Below are 22,284 nucleotides of genomic sequence, written 5' to 3'. Positions count from 1 at the left end.
GTTATATTTCTAATTGAAAGGATACATTAATGCTTCTGCCCTGCTCTGGTAGATTGATCAATCGGTAAAAACTGGTATGGCTCATATACCGGGTATTGAGCAGGTTGCGTACTTGAATATCAGCCTTCAAGGGCAGTTTAAACACCCTAAACTGTCCTCCCATTCGTAAATCAACCACTCGATATCCTGGTGTGATTTTCTCTGGGGGAACGATGTTTTGCTGCTTGGCCGTCACACGAAAATCCAGGGCCAAATAAGGTGCACCCATGCCAAAATCAAGGGCAGGCTTGTAGGTAGCATTGGCCAATAATGATGGTGGTGGTGAAAAAGGCAACGTATATCCTTTTTTATCACCATTGAGTTGTTCGCTGTATACATACTCTCCTTGCAATTGCACCTCGAAGGAATTATTGATCCGATGGAGTAGCGAAAGTTCAGCACCATATCTGCTGACTCGGGCCTGTGTATAATAAAACACTTGATTTCCTGCCCCGTACAGATAATCGTACTCGGCTGAAGGATTGAGATAAATGTAATTGCTGAAATAATTAAAGAAGGGGCTGAACGTCACGTTCCATTTTTCATGCTCCCATGCTGCACCCAAATCTACTTGGAAAGACCGCTCAGGAGAAAGGTCAGCATCTCCCTTTTCAAATCTGTAATAATGATAGTTTACTCCATTGGCTGCGAGCTCTTTCGCTATGGGCACCCTAAAACTAGTCCCTACATTCCCCTTAAAACTCCACTGTCCGGGAACATAATTAAACCCCACTGACCACACTAGGCTATTAAAAGTCCTGGAAGTCTCCTCTGCCCTGAAAAGGTAATCTTCGGGTCCTGCCACTTCCTCTTCAGTAGAAGGAAACCAGTCCTGATAGGAATCAATTTGGATATGGCTGTGATCTAGCCTTGCCGCAGCCTGCACCCGCCATTCCTTGTTGATTTTTAGTTTATCCAAGGCATAGAAACCGATTGACCGCTGTGTAAAGCCTGGGATCAAAAATCCCCAGCCACCTATTTCATTCTTCTGTAGCTCGCCGCTCAGCCCCAGCTGCAATTGATGACGGTCGAGAAACCATTCATCACGGAGGTTTAGGCTATATACCTTTTTATCAAAAGCCCTTTCAAGGGTAGAAGGAGCTTGAAGCTCTGCGGGATAATTGGGAGGCATAAAACCGTGGTTTACATATTGGCTCCACTCCTTTCTCTTATTAAATTGAAAGCCAACATCAGCTTCCAAAAGATGATTTGCAAAGCGATAGGAAAGCCTGTCTATTGCCTTATAATGCTGCACCTCCTGGCGAGGCAGCAACATGTCACTTCCGGATTGGTCATGTAATTCTTCGTCTACATTTCGCGGCTCCAGTCCATGGGCATTGGCAAAAAAACCAGACTTCGTGGCCACTCGGCTCAGGGAAATGCTATTGCGAAAGCGCTCACTCACATAACCGATTCTCGCCGTCCAGTCCATTTCCCTTCCTGCGGTATTTCTAACCCGATTATTATCTAAGGAAACACCAAAATCATATACATAAACTGTATCCGCAGGCACCCTAAAATCGCCATAATCTGTATAGGTAACCCGGGCGTCATAATACCAGTGCCCCATTCGACCAAATGTATTGACTGAAGTACCCAGCCATCCATTATTGGATTTAGCTCCGAAGGAAAGGGTGCTACCGATTTCCCCCTTTTCAGGAACCGAGTGGTCTCTTATATCCACCACCCCGGCAATGGCATCTGAACCGTAGCGGATAGAAGCAGGTCCTTTGACGATGACCAATTCATCCACGGCATATTGGTCCACCTCCAGTCCGTGATCTGCCCCCCATTGCTGCCCTTCATGTTTGATCCCATTGGTGACCACCATTACTTGGTTAAAGCCCAATCCCCTGATCAAAGGCTTGGAGGCACCAGAGCCTATGCCGATGGTGCTGATACCTGGTAGCTTCTCCAAAGACTTCATCAAACTCCCCCCTCTATGCTCACGAATATAATCCTGTTTGATAAAAGCAATATTAGAGGACTCTTCCTTCTCTCGTCCCAAGCCCTCGTCGGATATCGTAACACCCTCCAGGTCATAGGTTTTGAGCGACTTATCGGCGATGACTGTATCACGGAAAACGGATTCAGGTTTCCTTTTCCCCAAAAAAACATCCCTCTGCTCCAGAGGCGCATCAAAGGTATAGGTGGGATATCCCATCTTTACCATCATAAGAAATACCAATCCAACAGACAACATCATCTTTAGTTAATGCAACAATATTGCAAATATAAGAACAAAACACGATTATTGAAACAATGTTGCAAAAACTATCTAGTCAAAATTGATCAATTATTACCATAATTCTTTTCGCCCGAATTGACACCACAAAAAAACAATTCCACATAAACCGTATTGCACCGACAGTTTATTAAATTCATGAATTATTTCGATTCTTTACCATACCTATTTATGATTCTTACAACCGAAAACAACCTTTTGATCAGCTCCCTTTTACTTTTTGCCGGGGTAATAGCAAGTAAGACTTCAGGCAAAACAGGCATTCCTGCGCTGTTGATATTCCTCGGCGTAGGTATGTTGGCGGGTTCGGACGGTATTGGTGGGATCGTTTTCGATGATCCTTCATTGACACAGTTTTTGGGTATTATTGCCCTTACTTTTATCCTTTTTTCTGGTGGTCTAGATACCAAATGGCCTTCTGTAAAGCCCATCTTGGCACAAGGGATCTCGCTCTCCACCATAGGGGTATTACTGACCAGTATATCCTTGGGAGGTTTCGTTTATTGGATTTCAGACCTTACACTACTAGAAAGCCTCTTACTCGGCTCGATCGTCTCCTCTACTGACGCCGCTGCGGTATTTTCCATTTTACGAAGCAAAAGCATCGGGCTGAAAGGAAACCTCCGTCCATTATTGGAGCTGGAAAGTGGGAGCAATGACCCGATGGCCTACTTTCTGACGATTTCATTGACCAGCTTGATCACCATTCAAGATTTTTCGATAAAGGAAATTATCCCCATGTTTTTCACACAAATGATCGTTGGTGCACTTTTGGGATGGTTAATCGGAAGGGGGATTGTCCTTATTGTAAATAAAATAAAACTAGACACGGAAGGACTGTACCCAGTGCTGATGATTTCTCTGGTCATGCTCACCTATACCCTGACGGATCTATTAGGCGGCAATGGTTTCTTGGCGGTTTACATCTGTGCCCTCACCGTAGGCAACGGAAAAATGCTGCATAAAAGGAGCATGATGAAGTTTTTTGATGGTGTTGCTTGGCTCATGCAGGTGGTGATGTTTATCACATTGGGGCTTTTGGTTTTCCCTTCTCAGATGCTTCCGGTAATTGGCCTGGCTCTGGCAGCAGCAATATTCCTTATAGTGATCGCCCGACCTCTAGGTGTCTTCCTGACACTGCTTCCATTTAAATATAACTTCAAGGAAAAGCTATTTATATCATGGGTAGGACTCAGGGGGGCGGTACCTATTGTCTTTGCTACCTTTCCCATGATTCATGGTGTGGAGATGTCAGATGTAATCTTCCATATCGTTTTCTTTATCGTGTTGACTTCTGTAGCCGTACAAGCCACCACCCTCTCGCTGGCGGCCAAGATCCTAGGACTGGCTCTTCCTGAAGGACTTAAGAAAAAATCACTGCTGGACATAGAACTCTCCGAGGATGTCAAAAATGAACTGATCGAAGTGGACCTACCCGAAAACGCAGGGGTAATAGGTAAAAAAATCCTTGAAATTGGTTTTCCAAGCACCTGCCTTATCGTTTTGATCAGCAGGAACGGAAAGTTCATCACGCCCAATGGCGAAACAGAGCTCAAAGGAAACGATACGCTTATGATCATGGCTGATGATTCCGAACAGCAAGATGTGATCAAAAAAGTGCTGATGATAGAATAACTCCCTTCACCTCCTCTCCACCACTAAAATAATGGTGCATGCGGTAAAAAATGTAATGTACCTACGGCACATTACATAAGACTGATGGTCATGACTGTTACCAAGCTTTCATGCCTACGGCATGGCGTTTTTTAGGCAATAGTAAAACTTGGTGATACTCCATAGCCCTTAACTAAATGGTTTTAAAAAGAAAATAAAAAAACACCTACAAGTAACATAACTCGCAGGTGTCTGAACTAAGCCTGTCTTTTGACTACCACCATCATATGTTCAGGCTTTTTCGAGGACTTTCTTTTTATTCTTTGGTGCTATATATCTGTAATGATCTTTTTTACTTCTCAGCTCACGCCGATTGACCAGTTCATAATATTTCAATTTATAGTAATCATAGCCAATGACAACCAAGAGGAATAGACAAACGATATAAAAGACATTATAAGCAATGGTCATATAAATATACCCTGCCGTAATACCGCCGGATAAATAGCTGACCATTATGGACATTTGAATCTTCAGCTTGCCTCTCAGTTGTGGATTTTGACGGTATTCCTTCTTGGTAAACATGGAAAATAACATGCCCAGGTCCGTGGTCAAACCTGTCAAGTGTGTTGTCTTGACTGCAGAATTGGAAATACTTGCAGTCAGGCCATTTTGAAGACCCATAGCATAGAGCATCAAGCCCACCAACCATTCGGTTTCAAGCAATGTCTCTGCATAATAAAACTGCACATAAGTGCCCACAACCAGTAGACATAAGATCTCCAAAATCACAGGAACAGCATGTGATAAATAAGTGTAATTTTTATTGAAATGGATAATGATACAATTGGAGGTAAACCCACCAAGGAAGAAAAACATGATCCATGCAGCCACCACACCGGCCTGGTACCAGTTTCCCTTGGCTATTTCCTCAGCCAAGACCGCATAGTGGCCTGTCACATTAGAAGTGAAAGCGAAGAACAACATCACAGAGACCACATTGACCATTCCTGCAGAAAAAGCTGTCAAGCTCCCCAGTTTAATATTATCGCTTAGCGTTCTACTATTGCTGAATTTTCTGAGCATTGGTTTTAATTTTTAGCTTTTACGAAGACCATTTTGATGATGCCACGTGCCTGCAAATCTGAATTGAAATGGATCTCCATGGTGTCATCCGTAAGTTGCTGGATCTGGTAATGCTCCAGACTATCTCCGTGGCCAAACAGTTTTAGCACATGCCCACGGCCCTTTAACCGCCAATGCAACTCATCTACCTCCTCACCTTTCTTATGCAATAGAATGGTTCCGTCAGGCCTCACCTCCCAGGTTTCTGCCTTGTGGATTACCAGCTCTCTGCTTATTTCTTGCTTTAGTTGATCGTTAATATGAAATGAATCCAAAACATTGCCCTCAGGACTATCAAGTTTTTCATACTTCCACATGACTTCCTCCCACTTTCCGATCAGCTTTCGTTCAGGGCTGACATCATTGGCCACTAGGGTAATCACCACCCCAAATAGCAATACAATCACCCCGGCATACATCAATTTTATCTTCATGGCATAGTTTGGTTATGATGGACTAAAATGCCCGAAAAAGAGGGCTGCCAACTGATTTTTGTCAAGGTCATGTCTTCTCCCATGGTCCACCCATTTTACTTTGGTAAGGTGTACGCTTGTTTTTTCGATCAGTGGCATCAGGTCAAAGCTTCGCTTATGGCAAGCCCTAAAATCGTATTCTGAAAAAGCATAGATTTCATCCACCCTGTTCCCTTCCAGATAATTCTCAAAAGCCGATTGGTTATAACCAGAAAACAAGTCTGCACTAATGCTCTCGATGCGCGAACCATACTTGCCCAGTAACAGCTCACATGATTCTTTAAAAGCCGTGTTCTCCAGTTTCCGAATGACTTCTTTCTTCCTAAAAAACAATAGCTCTGAGATAGAATCAGGAAGATATATTCCATGTAAAAGAATGATTTCCAATTGGCAATCATCATTGGCATTTAGAGCAGATTTCACCAAGTTCAAAGATTTTACGGTAAAGTCAGTTGGTATTAGCACTGTTTTTCTCATCTATCACATTGTTTTTATGATCGTAAGCAAAACTACACCCTGCCAATTAGAGGGGGCTAAGAATGAGATTAGGATGGGATTAGAATATTGGTCAAACAGGCTGCCACGTAATCCTATCGGGTTGTTTCCTCCTGGAATCATTGCCTACGGGCTAATGACTTTGGTTTTTCAGGAAGTTATTCCGGTCCTTATGATAAGCCTTCACAATTTGCTCGGCTTTACCTTCATTGATTTCTTGGGATGTAAAAAAACAGGGAAGGGTGATTTGCACGGTAGTTCCTTCATTTTCTGTAGAGGTGACTACTAGTTCCCCCCTGTGCATTCGGACGATATTCCGTGCCAACGGCAACCCAATGCCGTATCCTTCGTGATTTTTGGTATTGGAAGCTCTAAAGTAGGGATCATAGATATACTTCATTTCTGTATCCGGTATACCTATTCCTTCATCTTTTACAATGACAATTACCTTTCCTTCAGAGACGCCCAAGGCCACATGCACTGGGCTAAAATCGGAATATTTACAACCATTCAGGATAATATTGGAGAGGGCAAGGTGAAGGAGAGCTTCATTGGCATTGATTTTCAGCTTATAAGGGTTCTCCGGCAATAGGCTAAAATCGATGCTGATCTTACTCCCTGGATAGATCTTTTCGACGGTATCTTTGACATCCATGATCAGCTGATCGGTACGCAGCATATTGAATTTCTGCCGCTTGCCATCAAAACCTGTCTGGGCCAACATGAGCAAGGCTTTGGTTTTTTTATCCAGCTTCTCGGCCTCCTCCAAAATGGTCTGTAGCGACATGATATATTCTTCCGGTCGTCTTATCTTGCTTAAGGTCACATCAGCCTCACCGATAATACTCGTCAAGGGGGTGTTCAGCTCATGACTGGCATTGCTGATAAAGTTTTTCTGTGTCTCAAAAGAGGTCTCCAGCCTGTTCAGCATGTCATTAAACGTCTGTGCAAGCTGGGAGATGGTGTCATCATTTTTTGACTTTTGGTTGAGCCTCAGGTGGAGATTTTCAGAACTGATTTCTTTCACCTTTTCGATGATGTCATTGATCGGCTGGATGTATTTACGGGTAAACAAAAATGCCACCACCAATATGATCACAAAAGCAATCGCCAAGGAAGTAAACAAAAGGTTCCGCAAATAGTGCACATGGTGCGTGATGAAATAGTTCTCGGCAGAAATAATGACCAAATAGGTGGCCTTTCCCACCGTAGTATAAGTAGTGCCATAAAAAAAAGTCCGGCTGTCATTATACATACTGGTACCATCCTCCAATATCTCTTCAATAAAGCCACTTTTGAACTTTTCAAGTCCGCTTACCCCTTGCCATTCACCGTTTTCTGGCAATTTGTACATTTTTATCTCCTCATCGGGAAGCACTTCAAGGTACTCTTGCCTCAGCTCTCGAATGATATTTCCCTCGCTTTCATTCTCCAACTGGGACTTGGCCGTGGTAATCGCCCTGATCTCAAGTCGCTTATAAAAATCCGTAAAAGCATAATTGGAAATCGAATAATAAATAAATCCACTGAACAATAACGTATAACTAAAAAATACGATCAATAGGACGTAGACGATTTTATTCTGCGTTTTCATTCTGCTTCTTTTAATACATATCCCATTCCTATGACCGTCTGGATAAGGCGAGAGCCATTGTATTTTTCCAGTTTCTTTCTCAAATAATTCACGTAAACATCCACCACATTGGTGCCCATGTCAAAATCAATTCCCCAAACTTCCTCCAAAATATCAATGCGGGAAAGCACCCTTCGCTGATTTTTCATAAACATCAGTAACAACCTGTACTCGGTAGAGGTCAGGCTAATGGTCATTCCATCCCTTGTTACCGTCTTGGTATCATCGTCCAATTCCAAATCACCAAACCTATACGTATTTTCGGACTTACTTTCACTTCCACTGCTATAGGAAGACCTTCTCATCAAGGTCCTCACCCTTGCCAGCAGTTCGATGAATTTAAATGGTTTGGACAGGTAATCGTCTGCCCCGCTGTCCAATCCCATCACCACGTTTTCGGTACTTCCCAAGGCAGTCAAAAAAAGTACTGGGACAGTGGCATCCTGCTTTCTGATCTCCTTGCAGACTTCTATTCCGTTCATCTCAGGAATCATAATATCCAATATGATCAGGTCATAATTGCCCTGAAGTGCCATTTGAAGGCCCATCTTTCCGTCCATGGCAAGGGCTACATCATAGCCCTCTTCTTTTAGGCCTTTTATGATAAATGCACTGACACGGCTGTCGTCTTCTACAAGCAATATTTTTCTCACTGATCTGTCTTAAAGGGTATATATTTCCAATCAATATTAAGTAGTATGGACGGGAAATTGCAAATAATGGTTCATTTCTAATGGAATTTTAATGTGTGGATAAATTGAATGTTGGGAAACACCAAATTTGGGGTATTTTTTTAAGACCTAAAGATTCGGTACTTTTCGAGAATATCTAATAGTAAACAGAAGTGAACGATTTTATCTATGTTGATTATACGCTTTTTTGCCAGTAGATTCTATCCCTCACAGAAAGCACAAAATACCCAGAATAAAATATGGCTTTTATGAAAAAAACAATATTAATAAATATATTATTTTTAGCAGTCGTTAATGCTTATGCCCAAGTGCATATTGGAGAGAAAGCTCCTGCCATTGTCGTGGATACCTGGGTAAATAATGCCGACGGCGATGAACTGAAAACAACAGGTCAAGCGATTGTTTTGGACTTCTGGTTTACGAATTGCGCTCCGTGTGTATATACTATTCCCCATCTGAACGACCTTACGGAAAAATACAAAAATGAAAACATTTCATTTATTGCCCTCACCTATGAAAATGAGGACGATGTATCTAAATTCCTATCCAGAAAGAAAATTTTGGCGTCTGTAGGAACTGATACAGCCTATCAAACTATAAACAACTATGAAGTAAATGCTTATCCAACGACATTTTTAATTGATGAAAATGGGATTTTGAAGTGGAGAGGGCATCCTTCACTTCTTACCAGCGATATGATAGATGCTTTGCTCCACAAGAAGTATTACCCGCAGGTGATGGCGGATCAACAGCATCCAGCCCCAAACAAAGAATTAAACACCAACCATCTCTACCCCATCACTGTCACTAAAAATGAATACTTGGACGGATCGGTAGTTGGTATGCAATCCAATTCCTGGGAATTGAGCATCGCCAACCAACCGCTTGACGAAATATTAACCTTCCTCCTCAAAAAAAGCAAAAGCAGGATTTCAGTTGCCGACCAAAACCGCTACGATGTTCGCTTTAAATTCCCTGAGGATTTGCCCCATAATGAAAGAAGGGCTGCAGTAACCAGATCATTATTGCATGAATTGGATTATCAACTGACTATTGAGAAAAAGGAAGTAGAAGGTTATGTCCTGAAGGTATCAAATAATAACCTCTTTATTAATAATGCAGTTGACACGACAAAAGTCTATTCTGCAAAAGGAACCTCTTCAAACGGCACCTCCTGGCAAGGAAATGGCATCACTATACAAGATTTAGTGGATGAATTGGAAAATAGATTCGAAATTTTCGTCATTGATAAGACCAAATTAAATGGATATTTTGAATTAAAATTTCCTTTCGAAAACATTGATGTAGCTAAAAGTTATCTACTTGACAATTATGGACTTGCCCTTAACCCAGAACAGGTTGAAGTAGAAATCACAAAAATAGGCAATAAGCAAAATCAAGAAGAAAGTCGAGAGCCATAAACCCACGATGGGAAATAGCTCATTGTCCTGCTTATCCTGCCACATCTACTATTATGGTGCTGTCCCTTTTTCAGTGCTATGGATTTTGGCATGATGTGCTACCCCATGGAACCTCATAGCCCCGGCATTTGGTTTCCCGTTTTGCCGGGACAGGCTTTGCTCGTCAGTTCAGACACCACAGTCTGACTTACTTCAGTGCATGGATCACTCCATACCACCTTACCACGTGCTTGGCTTCGGAAAGCAAGAAAGCACTCAGAAACCGCTGCAAGCTATATGTAAAACGTTAGCATGTATTTACAATTGTATTGATGATATTTTTGTAAATTTAACTACTGAATTTAAGAATATGATTACAAAATCAAGGCTCAAAGAGCAAATTCGTGCTGGAAAAATTACACCTGAGATAAATGACCCCAATATCAGGGAACTAGTAGAAGGTAATTACAGAATTATTTATCGAAGAAAATCTGAAGAATCTGTAAGTATTCTAACAATTCATCATATAGCGCGAGATTTGAACAAGAGAAAAGGAAAATTTAACAAATAAAATGCATGGTAATCGTGCAGCCCAACATGGGCCCATTGGCTCAGGGTGAAGCTCACACAGGTCTGCAGAGCCTATCAAAGTACCACCGTACCCATCGGCCAATTAGGATAATCTAAACGGGTCTTTCCGACACCCATCAGTACAGGCTATATACAGCGGTTCATAAAGAAGGAATACTGTTCATTACAGCCCCCCTTTCCGGTACCTATGATAAGGCATTCATAAAAGTTTTTTCATTTTGCAAAACTTCAGTTTCTGTGGACAGTGAATCACTTCAAAAGCCCAACGTTTCTTTGCCAAGTACCATTAAGCGTCACTCTAGGTAACTTCCGAACGATAAATGAACTATCAAACATACGAAGCACATATTGACTTAAAGCCGCTTGTTAGCTGCTATTGGACGTTAGAAGTGCCCAAACAGTCTGAACCGCAAAAACAACGAATAGTCCCTGACGGTTGTATTGAAATGGCGTTTATTCTCGGAGACGATATAAAGCGGTACACTTCCGAAAATGAATTTATACTTCAACCTCGTGCAATGGTACTCGGACAAACAATTGAACCTTTTTACATTGAACCAACAGGATTCGTCAATACATTTGCTGTCCGCTTTTATCCTTATGGTTTTGCCAATTTTGTTTCTGAACCAATCAAAAACTTGGTAAATAAAGAAACGCCAGTGAAACAACTTTTTGGAATAGAAACCGCAGATGGTTTGGAACAAAAAATATTCAAAGCAGAAAACACAGCACAACGGATAAGCATTATCGAAAATTTTCTTTTAAACAGGCTTAATAGCGAAAAAACAATTAATTCTATTGTAAAAAACACCGTTGACGCCCTTTTATCTACCAACGGAAGTACTTCAATAACATCAATTTTTAAAGATAACCCTTCCAGACGGAGGCAACTTGAAAGAAACTTCAGAAAGCAAATTGGGGTTAGTCCTAAACAGTTGGGAAAGGTAATTCGACTACAGACAGCTTTAAAAATGTTGCTCGACCAAAAGTCCAAAAACCTGACCGATATTGCCTATAAAAGTGAATATTTTGACCAAGCACACTTTATAAAAGACTTTAGGGATTTTACGGGAATAAATCCCAAAGAATTTCTCGCACACGAAAGTCTGGCTCTTTCTGCTCTTTTTTACAAATAATTCTGCGTGTCGCATTTTTACAATTTCAAGCGACTTTCTACTGCTAATATTGTCCCGTCAACAACTAATTAGTAATGAAAGAAAAAATAGGCATTGCAATTATTGCCTTGATAGTAATCATTGGCTCTTGTAAAAACAAAAATTCTTCAATTTCCGAATCTAGCCAAACTAAGGAAACAAATACAAAAAGCGTAAAGGACATGAACAGTTACATCTCAATTTTTGAAATCCCAGCAACGGACATTTCACGGGCCATCACCTTTTACAAAGAAATTTTAGGAGTAGAAATTGAAAGGTTAGATTTCCCAGAAATGGAAATGGGGCTATTCCCCTACCACGACCAAATGGTGACAGGAGTAATTATGAAAGGAGAAGGCTACGAACCTTCCGCCAACGGAGTTACTATTTACTTCAATGGCGGAGATAACCTGCAAACTATTCTTGACAAAGTAGAAAAGAATGGTGGAAATATCATTACCCCAAAAACACCTCACGCTGATGAAAGTGGATTTTTTGCCATTTTCCACGACTCAGAGGGAAATAAAATCGGACTCCATTCGCCAAATTAAAACTGAGAGAACGAACAGTCGAGCCGACGGCCCCACTACACTCCTCTCAATGCTCTTAAGTTAGGGGAAGTACAACACGCTTGTCGCCCTCTGACAGGGAGCACCTTACACCTACTTACTAAGCTTATCAAAGCACCATCGCAGGTATGGGCTTCGCCTATAACCATCAGTACAGGCTTTTCACCTGTTGAATTATTTTGGTATCATCACTACCTGATGTCCATGCTGGATACACCGAAAATCTATATAAAAGAGTGGTTTTATCGCTAAAAAAATAAGTGAATATAAATAAGGTCTGTATATTAAGGAAAAATTAGTTGTTTCAAATCCGCCACAATTCTCATACTAGACCAGGGTGCGTAATGCAAGAAAATTTAGCATAATAAATAAAACGAAAATATGTATCTATTTTTTGACACAGAAACCACAGGACTACCGCGGAATTGGAAAGCACCAGTAACGGATTTGAATAATTGGCCTAGAATGATTCAAATAGCATGGATTCTATGTGATGCCAAAGGAAATCGTGTAGAAACTGATGATTTTATAATTAGACCCGAAAACTTTAAAATCCCAAGAGATGCGTCCAGAGTACACGGAATTTCGACAGAAAGAGCAAACAATGAAGGAGAAGATCTTTCAACAGTTTTAACCAAATTTAATGAGCTAGTTGAACGTTCAGACTTTCTAGTTGCTCACAACATCGGTTTTGATGAGAAAATTATAGGAGCAGAATTATTGAGAAAAAAAATTAAAAGTGGTTTTAATAGAAAGAGGAAACTATGTACTATGCAATCATCGACTAATTATTGTAGGCTACCAGGACTTTATGGCTATAAGTGGCCTAAATTATCAGAATTACACATGAAATTATTCGGAGAAGATTTTGATGATGCACATGATGCCTCAATTGACATTAATGTCACGGAAAAATGCTTTTGGAAAATGAAAAAAATTGGATTAGTATAAAATAAATCCCCACAACAAGTGATATTAGACCATACATTTTCCCCAAAATAAAACGATAAATACCTCCTTAAGCATTCCTCAAAAAAGCTCCAGATCCCCCAAGCTAAATGCTATGCCATTCGGCATCAGTAACCCCTCAAACTGCTCCTTCTCCAGTCCCAAGTTCCGCAGGGTCACCAAGGGGCCTTTGGAAAGGCGGAAAAACCGATACCTCCCAAATGAACGAAATTGAACAGATGACTCCCCGGAAAATGTGATGACAGCTGTGTGATAATTTCTCACCTGCTCCTTTAATTGTTTGTTAAAATCTTTATCAGCAAACTGACGATCAGCATCCAATGGAAGTAATTCGCATATCCGAAACTCCTGAAATCGCCGATGTGCTTTTATCCTGAAAATGCACAGGTACCTTTCCCCATCAGAAAACCACCCATACCGAAATAGCGGATTCTTTACGTATCGCCAGTGCATATATTCGGGAGAAATAGGTGTCTGCAGCCCAACCGAATCGGCACTATAAGGAACCTTGGCCAGTAACCTCTCAGGCCACTCCTGCTGCATGACTTCCGTAGACTCCCTAGCGCTCCTTCCGGAAAATACCCCAAATGGCCTTACCAAAGCCATTTTTAGCGGTAAATTCCCTCGCTTTTGCCAGCCCATCTTGATATAGCCGGGCATGCTTTTGGCATTGGGGGTATTAAAAATAAATTGAAATTCCTCCTCACTACATTCCTGAACCAATTTATCGGTCAGTTGTTTGAAAATACCCCTACCTTGATAATCAGGATGAACCGCTGTGTCCACCGCCCTTAGTGCCTTGATATTCTGTCCTCTCTGCGAAAATTCCCATTGCATAAAAGCACGCACTCCGACAATATCCCCTTGTTCTTCCGCCACTAGTACCGGGGATTCCCCAAAAGGATTGTCCACATGCTTCCACCGCCATAGCGCCACGCTCTTTGGCAAGAGACTTTCTCCCAAGGAGCGTTTTAATAAATCTACTATCGCCTCCTGATCTGTTGGCTTTGCTTCTCTCAAATGCATAGGCCTAAAATAGGGGGAATCAAGGGGAATATTTTAGCCTCTGCTATTTTTTTCCATTGCAATACCTGATTTTTGTACGGGATGTTATTGCCACCGCTATGATTCAGGCTTTGTTGTTACTTACGTTGAGTTTACTGCTACATTATTCCAATCACTACTTGGGAAAAAAGCATGGCTGTACACCCCAGCAAACCCTCCATTTGCACATCCTACTCATCTATCACCTTGGATTCAGCTATTTCTTTTATCGGTATGTAATGGCTTTTGGCGGGGATGCCATCGTTTACTGGAACCTTAACGGCCCGCTGGCCAACCCAGATGCCAACGGATGGTGGGATTATTTCGGAATAGGCTATCCTTTTATGTATTGGCTAAACTATATTCCCTCTCGCTACTTTGGATGGGATATGCTCTCTGGGTTCTTTTTGTATTCCATGCTCAGCTTTATAGGCTTCAGGTGGCTATTCTTAAAGCTGACTACGGACCATCAAGGCATGAAACCATTTCTCGGCTTGCCTTGGCCCGTGTATATCCTTTATCTCCCCAACCTCCACTTTTGGACGGGGGGAATAGGGAAGGAAGCGCTATGTTTTTTTGCCTTGGTCTTGATCATGAAAGGGATCAGTCAGCAAAAGTGGACGGGAGCTTTTATCGGATTGGTGCTGATCTTTATGGTCAGGACTTATTTCGCTTGGCTGGTACTCATTAGTTTTGGTGGTGCGGCATTGCTGTTTGGTCCTTCCAAGAAATATAGGCTATGGTGGGGAATATCCTGCTCGCTGCTGGCACTGGCAGCGTTTCCAGCATTGCTCTGGTACGTGGGAATGGAGCATTTCAGCTTAGCGGCCATCCAACAAATCATCCAACAGCAATTTTCCATGCTTTCCGGTAAAGGTGTCGGGTCTTCCGTGGACATGGCCGACTATTCATTTTTGATGCGGCTATTTACCTTTTGGTTCAGGCCGTTGTTTTGGGACGCACATAATATCACTTCCTTTCTCGCATCCATTGAAAACCTCATTTTGATGGTAGGGATTACCACAATGATCATAAAAAGTCAATGGCGCAATTGGCAAAGCCTACCCCTATTTTTGAAATTTGGCTTGCTACTCTTCTTCGCATCTTCACTGGTCTATATGAACATTCTTAGCAATCTAGGCATCATGATGCGCATGAAAAGCCTCTTTATGCTCTTCCCTCTTCTTGCCGGGGCATGGATGGTAAAGAAAGAAGAACGAACCAAGAGCAAAGAATAAAGTAAAAACGGAATCAGTTGTACCGAGGGCTGTGCCCTGCAGGGCAAATGCGTTTAGTGTATCGAAAGAAAACAATTTTCGTGTAGGCATAGCTATCATCCGTGCCGCTGGCACTTTGCCCCGATTTGTACATTGGAAACCGTAGTAGCCTATCTTGCCGAATGGCGGGATAGGCTGAAAGAATGATTAGTTGATTTTTGGGGGGCAAATAAACCGTCGCACCTTTCTGCGCAAGTATGGCGGTTGGCCTATATCGGAAAAAGGATAGTATGGGTTTTGTAGTTAGCGACTGCGCATGATTTCCAATCCGCCTTTGGCGGAGGATCATATAGAAGGTGCAGAATGTCACCTGCACCAAAAATGGCTACACATAAAAGGGTAAGTTCCATAGTAACGGCAGGTATAAATGCATTTGCCCTGCTGTGCCCCGGTACGATTAGCATTGAGGTTCTACCTCAATTTTCAGGAGAGGACAATCAGCTAGTTTGGAGGTATGGGACTAGGAATGCTAAATATTAATCTGATTATACGCTTTATTGCCAGTAGGTTTTATTTCTCACGGAACGCACAGAACACCCAGAATGAAATAAGGCTTTTCTGAGATTTCCATGTTTTCTGTGAGCACCTTTTTAATTTTCCTGTAATTGCGGATAACCATAAATATCAAACACCCAACACACCCTTCATCACTTATATCACGCCAAAAAAAATCATTTTTAACCACTTATACTCATTTATTATACATCACAGTCCAGAACAGATTCCTTAAAATCATTGGATACATTGGGTGATGTAAAAAGTAAGGTTAATCAATTATCATTAAACCCAATTAACCAATGAAAAAAGTAATTACCCTAAGATTGCCATGGAGGCAAGGTGTGCTCGCTTTGCTATCCACGGCCTGTAGTTTGGGCATTTCGGATGCCTATGCTAGTACTAAGATCCACACACCATTGACTGCTATAAGCGGTATGAGTGAGGTGGAAAAAGTGATCACTGGTACTGTCGTTTCCAGTGAAGATAACAACCCACTTCCTGGTGTAAGCATTTTGCTAAAAGGTTCAGGCACAGGAACCGTCACAGACATCGACGGAAAATTTACGCTTGAAGTTCCTGATCAAGGAGCTGTTTTGATCTTCAGCTCGATCGGATTTGTCAAACAAGAAGTGGAAGTGGGGAGTCAGGCCACGCTAAACATCACCATGGAAGCCGATCTTCAACAGCTTGGCGAAGTAGTCGTGGTGGGTTATGGCACCCAGCGTAAGAAAGACATCACCGGAGCAGTAGCTTCTGTAGGTGAAAAGGACTTCAACACGGGCATGTCCGTGGCTCCTGAACAGCTTTTGCAAGGCAAAGTGGCTGGCGTAAACATTACTCAAAACAGTGGCCAGCCTGGGGCAGCCTCCACGGTGAGGATCCGGGGAGTCAACTCCATCTCTGCAGGCAACGATCCACTATACGTCATCGATGGGGTGCCCATGCAGTTTAATTCTGCCAATAATTTCGTGTCTTCCATGCAAGGAAGTTCACCCTTCTCATCTGAAGGCACCAATCCACTGAACTCCATCAACCCTTCTGATATCGAATCCATCGACATCCTGAAAGATGCCTCTGCCACGGCCATTTATGGCTCCAGAGGGGCCAATGGCGTCATCATCATCACCACTAAAAACAAAAGCGGTGGAGAGACACTCACCTATGACACCTACGTCGGAGTGTCCAACATCCGCAAAACATTGCCCGTACTTTCGGCAGACCAATATCGGAATTATGCCGAATCCAACGACTTGGTGTACCCAGATGAAGGTGCCAGCACCTTTTGGCAGGATGAGATCTTCAGAACGGCTGTGAGTCAAAACCACAATGTCGCTTTTGGCGGTGGTTCTGCTGCCAGTACTTTCCGAGCTTCCCTAGGCTATACTGACCAGCAAGGAATTTTGCTTTCCTCTGGCCTGAAAAAATACACCGCCCGATTTAACGGAACGCACAAAGCACTGGAAGGTAGGTTACGACTGGGTGTCAATATGACTTATGGCAAAACCGCTGAGGACAACACACCCATTTCTTCAAATATCAACAACGAGGGCGGCAATATCCTGAAAGATGCCATCCGATGGGCTCCTACCCTACCGGTCACCAATCCTGATGGCTCATATTACCAAATCGGCGAGCTTCGCATCAACCCAGTATCATGGGTAGAGGTAGACGATGAGCGAAACACCAACCTCTTTTTGGGAAATGTGGATGTGGCTTTTGACATTATGGACGAACTTACCTTTAGGGTAAACATGGGCCACAATGACCAATACGTGGAACGATTCACCAACATGCCCGCTACTCACCCTTCTGGGGAAACTGACGGGGGAAGAGCTTCCATCAATAAATTGAAAAATTACAGTTCGGTCATGGAAGCCACCTTGACCTACAACAAAGACCTGGGCAATAACACCAACCTAAACCTGCTTGGTGGATACTCCTTTCAGCGCTTTGTGACCGAATATACGTTTACAGAAGCCAACAATTTTGTTTCTTCTTCTGTAAAATGGAACTTGATCCAATCTGGAAATATCCTTTCCAATACCTCCTACAAGTCCGCAAACCGACTTGCATCAGTCTTTGGCCGAGCCAATCTACGGTTAAAGGACCGTTATTTATTTACCCTTACCCTGAGAAATGATGGTTCCAGTCGGTTTGGTGAAAACAACCGATGGGGGCTGTTTCCTTCCGGGGCATTTGCCTGGAACATGGCAGAGGAGAATTTCATGAAATCTAGTGCCTTTGACCAGCTGAAACTGCGCCTGGGATACGGGGTGACCGGTAACCAAGAAATCCCCAACGACCTCTATCGCCAGCAACTGGGGATCGCGGGATCAGCCGTATATGTTTTGGGCGGCGAGGCCATTCCCAGCGTCCTTCCCACCAATTATGCCAACCCCGACCTGCAATGGGAACAGACCAATCAGCTGAACATTGGTGTTGATTTTGGCTTTTGGGAAAACCGTCTGAGCGGTACCATTGATTACTATGAGAAATACACCAACAACCTTTTACTCCAATTCTCCACAGCAGCTCCTTCGGTGGTCAACACCCAATGGGCCAATGTAGGCGAGGTAGAAAACAAAGGGCTGGAACTCTCCCTGAATGCCGACCTGATGATCGATCGTCCGTTCACTTGGAACATGAACGTCAACTTCTCCCTCAACCGCAACGAAGTGACTTCCCTCTCCAACGAGCAGTTTTCGCGGGATGAAATCAGGACTTCCCCCCTCTCAGGTGTGATCACCCCAAAGGATTTCTCACAAATCATTAAACCCGGATTGCCACTGGGCACCTTCTATGGGCGTCAGTACACTGGGGTGGATGAAAATGGTATGGAAACCTACTTGGACGAAGACGGGGTAGATGGTGCTGACCTTGTGGTAATCGGAAATGCCAACCCAGACTTTATCTATGGGATGACGCATCGCTTTACTTGGAACAACTTTGACGCTTCATTGACCCTTCGGGGCGTAGTGGGCAATGATGTATTGAACAACACCGCAGCGGAATTTTCCTACACCAATTCCACTCCCGGTATCAACATCCTTGAATCCTCCCTAAATTCTGGAGTAAGCAGGGACCAAACCGCCCAATTCTCCTCAAGGTGGATTGAAGATGGCAGTTATTTGAGACTGGACAATATTAATATTGGTTACAACTTCGATGTTTCGGCGCTTGGCTTTCTTAAGAGGGCAAGACTCTATGTCACTGGCCAAAACCTCTTTGTGCTTACCGGCTACAGTGGTTTTGACCCAGAAGTAAGGACCAATACAAACGGTGGTGGCAATGCTGCCATTGGTATCGATTACTTGGCTTATCCGCGTCCTCGTGTGTTTATGCTGGGAGGAAGCTTTGCCTTCTGATAGTTCTTGCCAAGGAAAGTGATCTTAAAACCGTTAAAATCAACTTACAATGAAAAATATTATCAATAGCTATAAAAAAACGCTTACCCTCGCTTCGGCATTGGTACTGGGCACATTGGGAAGCTGCTCGCTTGACGAAGAAGTGTACTCCATCTACACACCGGAGACTTTTTACTCCAATGAAAAAGAAGTGTTGTCTTCGCTGTCAGGAGTTTACCGTAATTTTGCACAGATCACCGGAATGGGTGCAGAATACAGAACCCTGGAACTATCAGCTGACCAAGTGGTCGTCCATGGCAAAATCCAAGGCTGGTGGGCCAACAGTGATTTTGAACAGCTGATGGAGCATGAATGGGACGCCACCCACGCTTATATTGCAGGCACTTGGAACACCCTATTTGGCACCGTTGGCCAAGCAAATGCGCTGATTGACGCCCTGGACGCTTCTGGACTGGAAGGCATCGAAGGGCCAAGGGCAGAATTGCAGGCGCTAAGGGCTTTTGCCTATTTCTATTTGGTCGACCTGTACGGCAATGTCCCTATTTTCACCGCTCCAAAAGTGGATCCATTAAGCCTACCCACGCAAAATACGAGAGCAGAAGTGGTGGATTTTATCATTTCCGAACTGGAAACCGCCCTGCCCAACCTTCCCTCCCAAACTGACGTGGGAAGCGAATACTACGGACGTTTTACACGAGAGGCAGGTTATACGCTCTTGGCAACTCTCTATCTTAATGCAGAAGTGTATACCGGCACTGCTCAGTGGGACAAAGCCATAACATATGCCGACATGGTCATCAACTCGGGAGCCTATCAGTTGCTGCCGGATTACTTTGACAATTTTGTCCATGACAATGAAGAAAACGCAGAGTTTATTTTCGGTGGCATCTACACGCCCAATATCCCAGGGGGGATCGGCCATCCACTGGTTCAGAAAGTACTTCCAGGGATCAGCGGAGGCTTGTTTGGATTACCCTACACCCCACAAAATGGCTTTGGCACCAGACCCTCCATCTTTGACCTTTACGAAGACCAAGATCACAGGAAAGACATGTTTCTTGGCTATGGCCCCATGAAAGACCCTCGAAATGGAGAAGTAGTGATGGTGGAGCGAATAGTACCGGACAATAACAGCAACCTTTACCGCGAAGGCTCTTCGTCAGAAGGCCCGGTTCCTTACGAAATCATCCCTGCCACCGGCATCAGAAACCAACCTATGAACGCAGGCATCAAATGGATAAAATGGGGGATAGACCCCAACACCAATGGCGGAAATGCCAGCAATGACATTGCCTTTTTTCGCTATGCAGACGTCCTGTTGATCAAAGCGGAAGCCTTGGCAAGGCAGGGAAATATGGGAGAAGCAACCACCTTGGTGAACCAAGTCCGGGAACGAAGCAATGCCTCCACGCTTTCTACCGTCTCCTTGGAAGATATATTGAATGAAAGAGGTCGCGAATTGGCCTTTGAGCTGGCCAGAAGAAGGGACTTGATCCGATTTGGCAAGTTTAATGACGCATGGGAATTTAAGGAAGCTTCCGAACCATTCCGGACACTTTACCCGATCCCCACCACAGCGATCGACGCCAATCCTAACCTACAACAAAACCCAGGATACCAATGAAAATAAAACCATTAACCACCAACCTTTCTGCCCTGTCCATGAAAAAACTCATGGTAACGGGCAGTATCATCATGGGCCTCTCTGGGGCCCATTTTGTACATGCACAGACCGTAGCAGGGAAGGATTATTCCGCCAGAAGTGAGGTGGACAAGACCTTTGACATGGTCGGCGCCAATGCCTTTGGGCAGCGGTTTCCCGCTGAGAGTTTCACGTTTGAGGATGAAGTGACTGGAAAAAAGGTCATCGCCTTGACCACTTCCAGGCATCAAAACTCCAAAATCTACCAAACCCACCCCCAGTGGACACCTGATGGAAAACACATTGTTTTCCGATCGGATCGCTCGGGAAAAGGACTGACTTATGCCATCTCGGTGGACGACCATGAAATCACCCAGATTGCTTCTGGAGATGATGGAAGCAGTTTTCACCTTGGCTGGAAGAAAAACCATGCCTATCACTTCCGTAACGATTCCCTGATAAGGCTAGACCTGAACGCTCTGCTGGAAGACAGCGATGCTGGTGACGTGGCCAATAAATCCTCCTACGAAAAAGTAATTGGGATAATAGACCAACACCTACACCCCAACGGGATGGCCTTGGACCATGATGAAGCAAGCCTATATTTTTCCACTCGGGTAATGGACGGTGAATCCTCTATTTATCAAGTGGACCTGGCTTCGGGGAATATCTCCGAGGTGCTTACTGTTCCTTTCAGAATTGGCCATTTACAAGCCAACCCCTACAAAACTGGTGAAATGATGTATTGCTGGGAAACAGGCGGAGATGCTCCACAACGGATCTGGATGGCCAGCATCGACAGCGATGGACAAGTAACCAATCGCCCCCTCTATCATGAGTCAGATGAGACTTGGGTAACCCATGAAGTGTTCCTTGACCAAGACCACATTGGCTTCAATGTCATGGGACACTTGGACAGGCTGCAAAAAGGGGATAATGGCATTTATTCATTGAATATCCGCACGGACAAACTGACCTTTCACGGTCAACAGAACTGGGGAGGATATTGGCATACTGCCGGTACGACGGACCTAAAATGGATCGTCGGCGACACCTTCAATGGCGATATTTACCTCATCGAATACGGCCAGCCCAATCATACGACACTGCTGACCACAGGCCACCGCCTCACCAGCAAAAGCCCCTTTTCCAGTGAAGCACATTCCCATCATTCTATTAGCCCGGACGGCAAATGGCTGCTGTTCAATTCCAGTTTGCTGACCGAAAGTGATATTATGATCATGCCGTTGATAGATGATTAGAGGAAAGGGGGAAGATAGTACCGATTCGTTGGTATTTGGTATGTAGTATGTAGTATGTAGTATGTGGTATGTGGTATGTGGTACGTGGTATTTGGGGTTAGGTAAAACGCATCTAAATTATTTCGGTTGTACCGAGGGCTGCGCCCCGGTACGATTAGCCTTAAAAAAGTCATCACAGTGCAGGACAATGAAGTAAA

General features: G+C 43.6%; 17 protein-coding genes. 10 read left to right on the top strand and 7 right to left on the bottom strand.

The genetic code is table 11. The features are described from left to right. Nucleotide 1: 1 nt before the first annotated feature. Nucleotides 2-2,245: a TonB-dependent receptor gene (locus DN752_RS19205; protein ID WP_245949315.1), complete on the bottom strand. Its 2,244-nt coding sequence runs from the start codon at nt 2,243-2,245 to the stop codon at nt 2-4. A gap of 210 nt (nt 2,246-2,455) precedes the next feature. Here DN752_RS19205 and DN752_RS19200 point away from each other — a divergent pair, with 210 nt between their 5' ends. Further along, nucleotides 2,456-3,919: a potassium/proton antiporter gene (locus DN752_RS19200; protein WP_112785465.1), complete on the top strand. Its 1,464-nt coding sequence runs from the start codon at nt 2,456-2,458 to the stop codon at nt 3,917-3,919. A 270-nt stretch (nt 3,920-4,189) separates the two neighbouring features. On the opposite strand, the gene DN752_RS19195 is transcribed toward DN752_RS19200, so the two are convergent. From DN752_RS19195 to DN752_RS19175, 5 genes are all read right to left on the bottom strand, one after another. Beyond that, complete coding sequence (locus DN752_RS19195) at nt 4,190-4,984, bottom strand: YoaK family protein (protein ID WP_112785464.1); 795 nt, start codon at nt 4,982-4,984, stop codon at nt 4,190-4,192. Between the two features lie 5 nt (nt 4,985-4,989). Next, a complete protein-coding gene (locus tag DN752_RS19190) occupies nt 4,990-5,457 on the bottom strand; it encodes a hypothetical protein (protein ID WP_112785463.1) in 468 nt (155 codons plus the stop codon). Nucleotides 5,458-5,469: 12 nt separating this feature from the next. Then, the gene (locus DN752_RS19185) at nt 5,470-5,973 is read right to left on the bottom strand and encodes a hypothetical protein (RefSeq protein WP_112785462.1); all 504 of its coding nucleotides are present in this window, start codon (nt 5,971-5,973) and stop codon (nt 5,470-5,472) included. A 151-nt stretch (nt 5,974-6,124) separates the two neighbouring features. Further along, nucleotides 6,125-7,585: a sensor histidine kinase gene (locus DN752_RS19180; protein ID WP_112785461.1), complete on the bottom strand. Its 1,461-nt coding sequence runs from the start codon at nt 7,583-7,585 to the stop codon at nt 6,125-6,127. Continuing rightward, on the bottom strand, nt 7,582-8,277 hold the full coding sequence (locus tag DN752_RS19175; protein WP_112785460.1) for a response regulator transcription factor: 696 nt from the start codon (nt 8,275-8,277) through the stop codon (nt 7,582-7,584). Before DN752_RS19175 ends, DN752_RS19180 begins: the two co-directional genes overlap by 4 nt. A 287-nt stretch (nt 8,278-8,564) precedes the next feature. Here DN752_RS19175 and DN752_RS19170 point away from each other — a divergent pair, with 287 nt between their 5' ends. The 5 genes from DN752_RS19170 (at nt 8,565) to DN752_RS19150 (ending at nt 12,981) form a co-directional block, all read left to right on the top strand. Further along, nucleotides 8,565-9,737: a redoxin domain-containing protein gene (locus DN752_RS19170; RefSeq protein ID WP_162633277.1), complete on the top strand. Its 1,173-nt coding sequence runs from the start codon at nt 8,565-8,567 to the stop codon at nt 9,735-9,737. Between the two features lie 199 nt (nt 9,738-9,936). Continuing rightward, complete coding sequence (locus DN752_RS19165) at nt 9,937-10,287, top strand: type II toxin-antitoxin system RelE/ParE family toxin (RefSeq protein WP_112785458.1); 351 nt, start codon at nt 9,937-9,939, stop codon at nt 10,285-10,287. Nucleotides 10,288-10,627: 340 nt separating this feature from the next. Next, a complete protein-coding gene (locus DN752_RS19160) occupies nt 10,628-11,443 on the top strand; it encodes an AraC family transcriptional regulator (RefSeq protein ID WP_112785457.1) in 816 nt (271 codons plus the stop codon). Nucleotides 11,444-11,517: 74 nt separating this feature from the next. Continuing rightward, entirely contained in the window at nt 11,518-12,012 is a 495-nt protein-coding gene (locus tag DN752_RS19155) for a VOC family protein (RefSeq protein ID WP_112785456.1), read from the top strand. Nucleotides 12,013-12,411: 399 nt separating this feature from the next. After that, complete coding sequence (locus tag DN752_RS19150; protein WP_112785455.1) at nt 12,412-12,981, top strand: 3'-5' exonuclease; 570 nt, start codon at nt 12,412-12,414, stop codon at nt 12,979-12,981. Nucleotides 12,982-13,059: 78 nt separating this feature from the next. On the opposite strand, the gene DN752_RS19145 is transcribed toward DN752_RS19150, so the two are convergent. Next, nucleotides 13,060-14,019: a GNAT family N-acetyltransferase gene (locus tag DN752_RS19145; protein WP_162633276.1), complete on the bottom strand. Its 960-nt coding sequence runs from the start codon at nt 14,017-14,019 to the stop codon at nt 13,060-13,062. Between the two features lie 104 nt (nt 14,020-14,123). Here DN752_RS19145 and DN752_RS19140 point away from each other — a divergent pair, with 104 nt between their 5' ends. The 4 genes from DN752_RS19140 (at nt 14,124) to DN752_RS19120 (ending at nt 22,087) form a co-directional block, all read left to right on the top strand. After that, nucleotides 14,124-15,281, top strand: a complete 1,158-nt coding sequence (locus tag DN752_RS19140; protein ID WP_112785453.1) for a hypothetical protein — start codon at nt 14,124-14,126, stop codon at nt 15,279-15,281. An 836-nt stretch (nt 15,282-16,117) separates the two neighbouring features. Then, on the top strand, nt 16,118-19,183 hold the full coding sequence (locus tag DN752_RS19130; protein WP_112785451.1) for a SusC/RagA family TonB-linked outer membrane protein: 3,066 nt from the start codon (nt 16,118-16,120) through the stop codon (nt 19,181-19,183). A 49-nt stretch (nt 19,184-19,232) separates the two neighbouring features. Then, entirely contained in the window at nt 19,233-20,807 is a 1,575-nt protein-coding gene (locus DN752_RS19125; RefSeq protein ID WP_112785450.1) for a RagB/SusD family nutrient uptake outer membrane protein, read from the top strand. Next, a complete protein-coding gene (locus DN752_RS19120) occupies nt 20,804-22,087 on the top strand; it encodes an oligogalacturonate lyase family protein (protein WP_112785449.1) in 1,284 nt (427 codons plus the stop codon). Before DN752_RS19125 ends, DN752_RS19120 begins: the two co-directional genes overlap by 4 nt. The last annotated feature ends 197 nt before the right edge of the window (nt 22,088-22,284 follow it).

It is taken from the genome of Echinicola strongylocentroti, assembly GCF_003260975.1.
Classification (GTDB): Bacteria; Bacteroidota; Bacteroidia; order Cytophagales; family Cyclobacteriaceae; genus Echinicola; species Echinicola strongylocentroti.
Note: the sequence above shows the minus strand (reverse complement) of the source record. Positions and strands in the feature narration are given on the sequence as shown.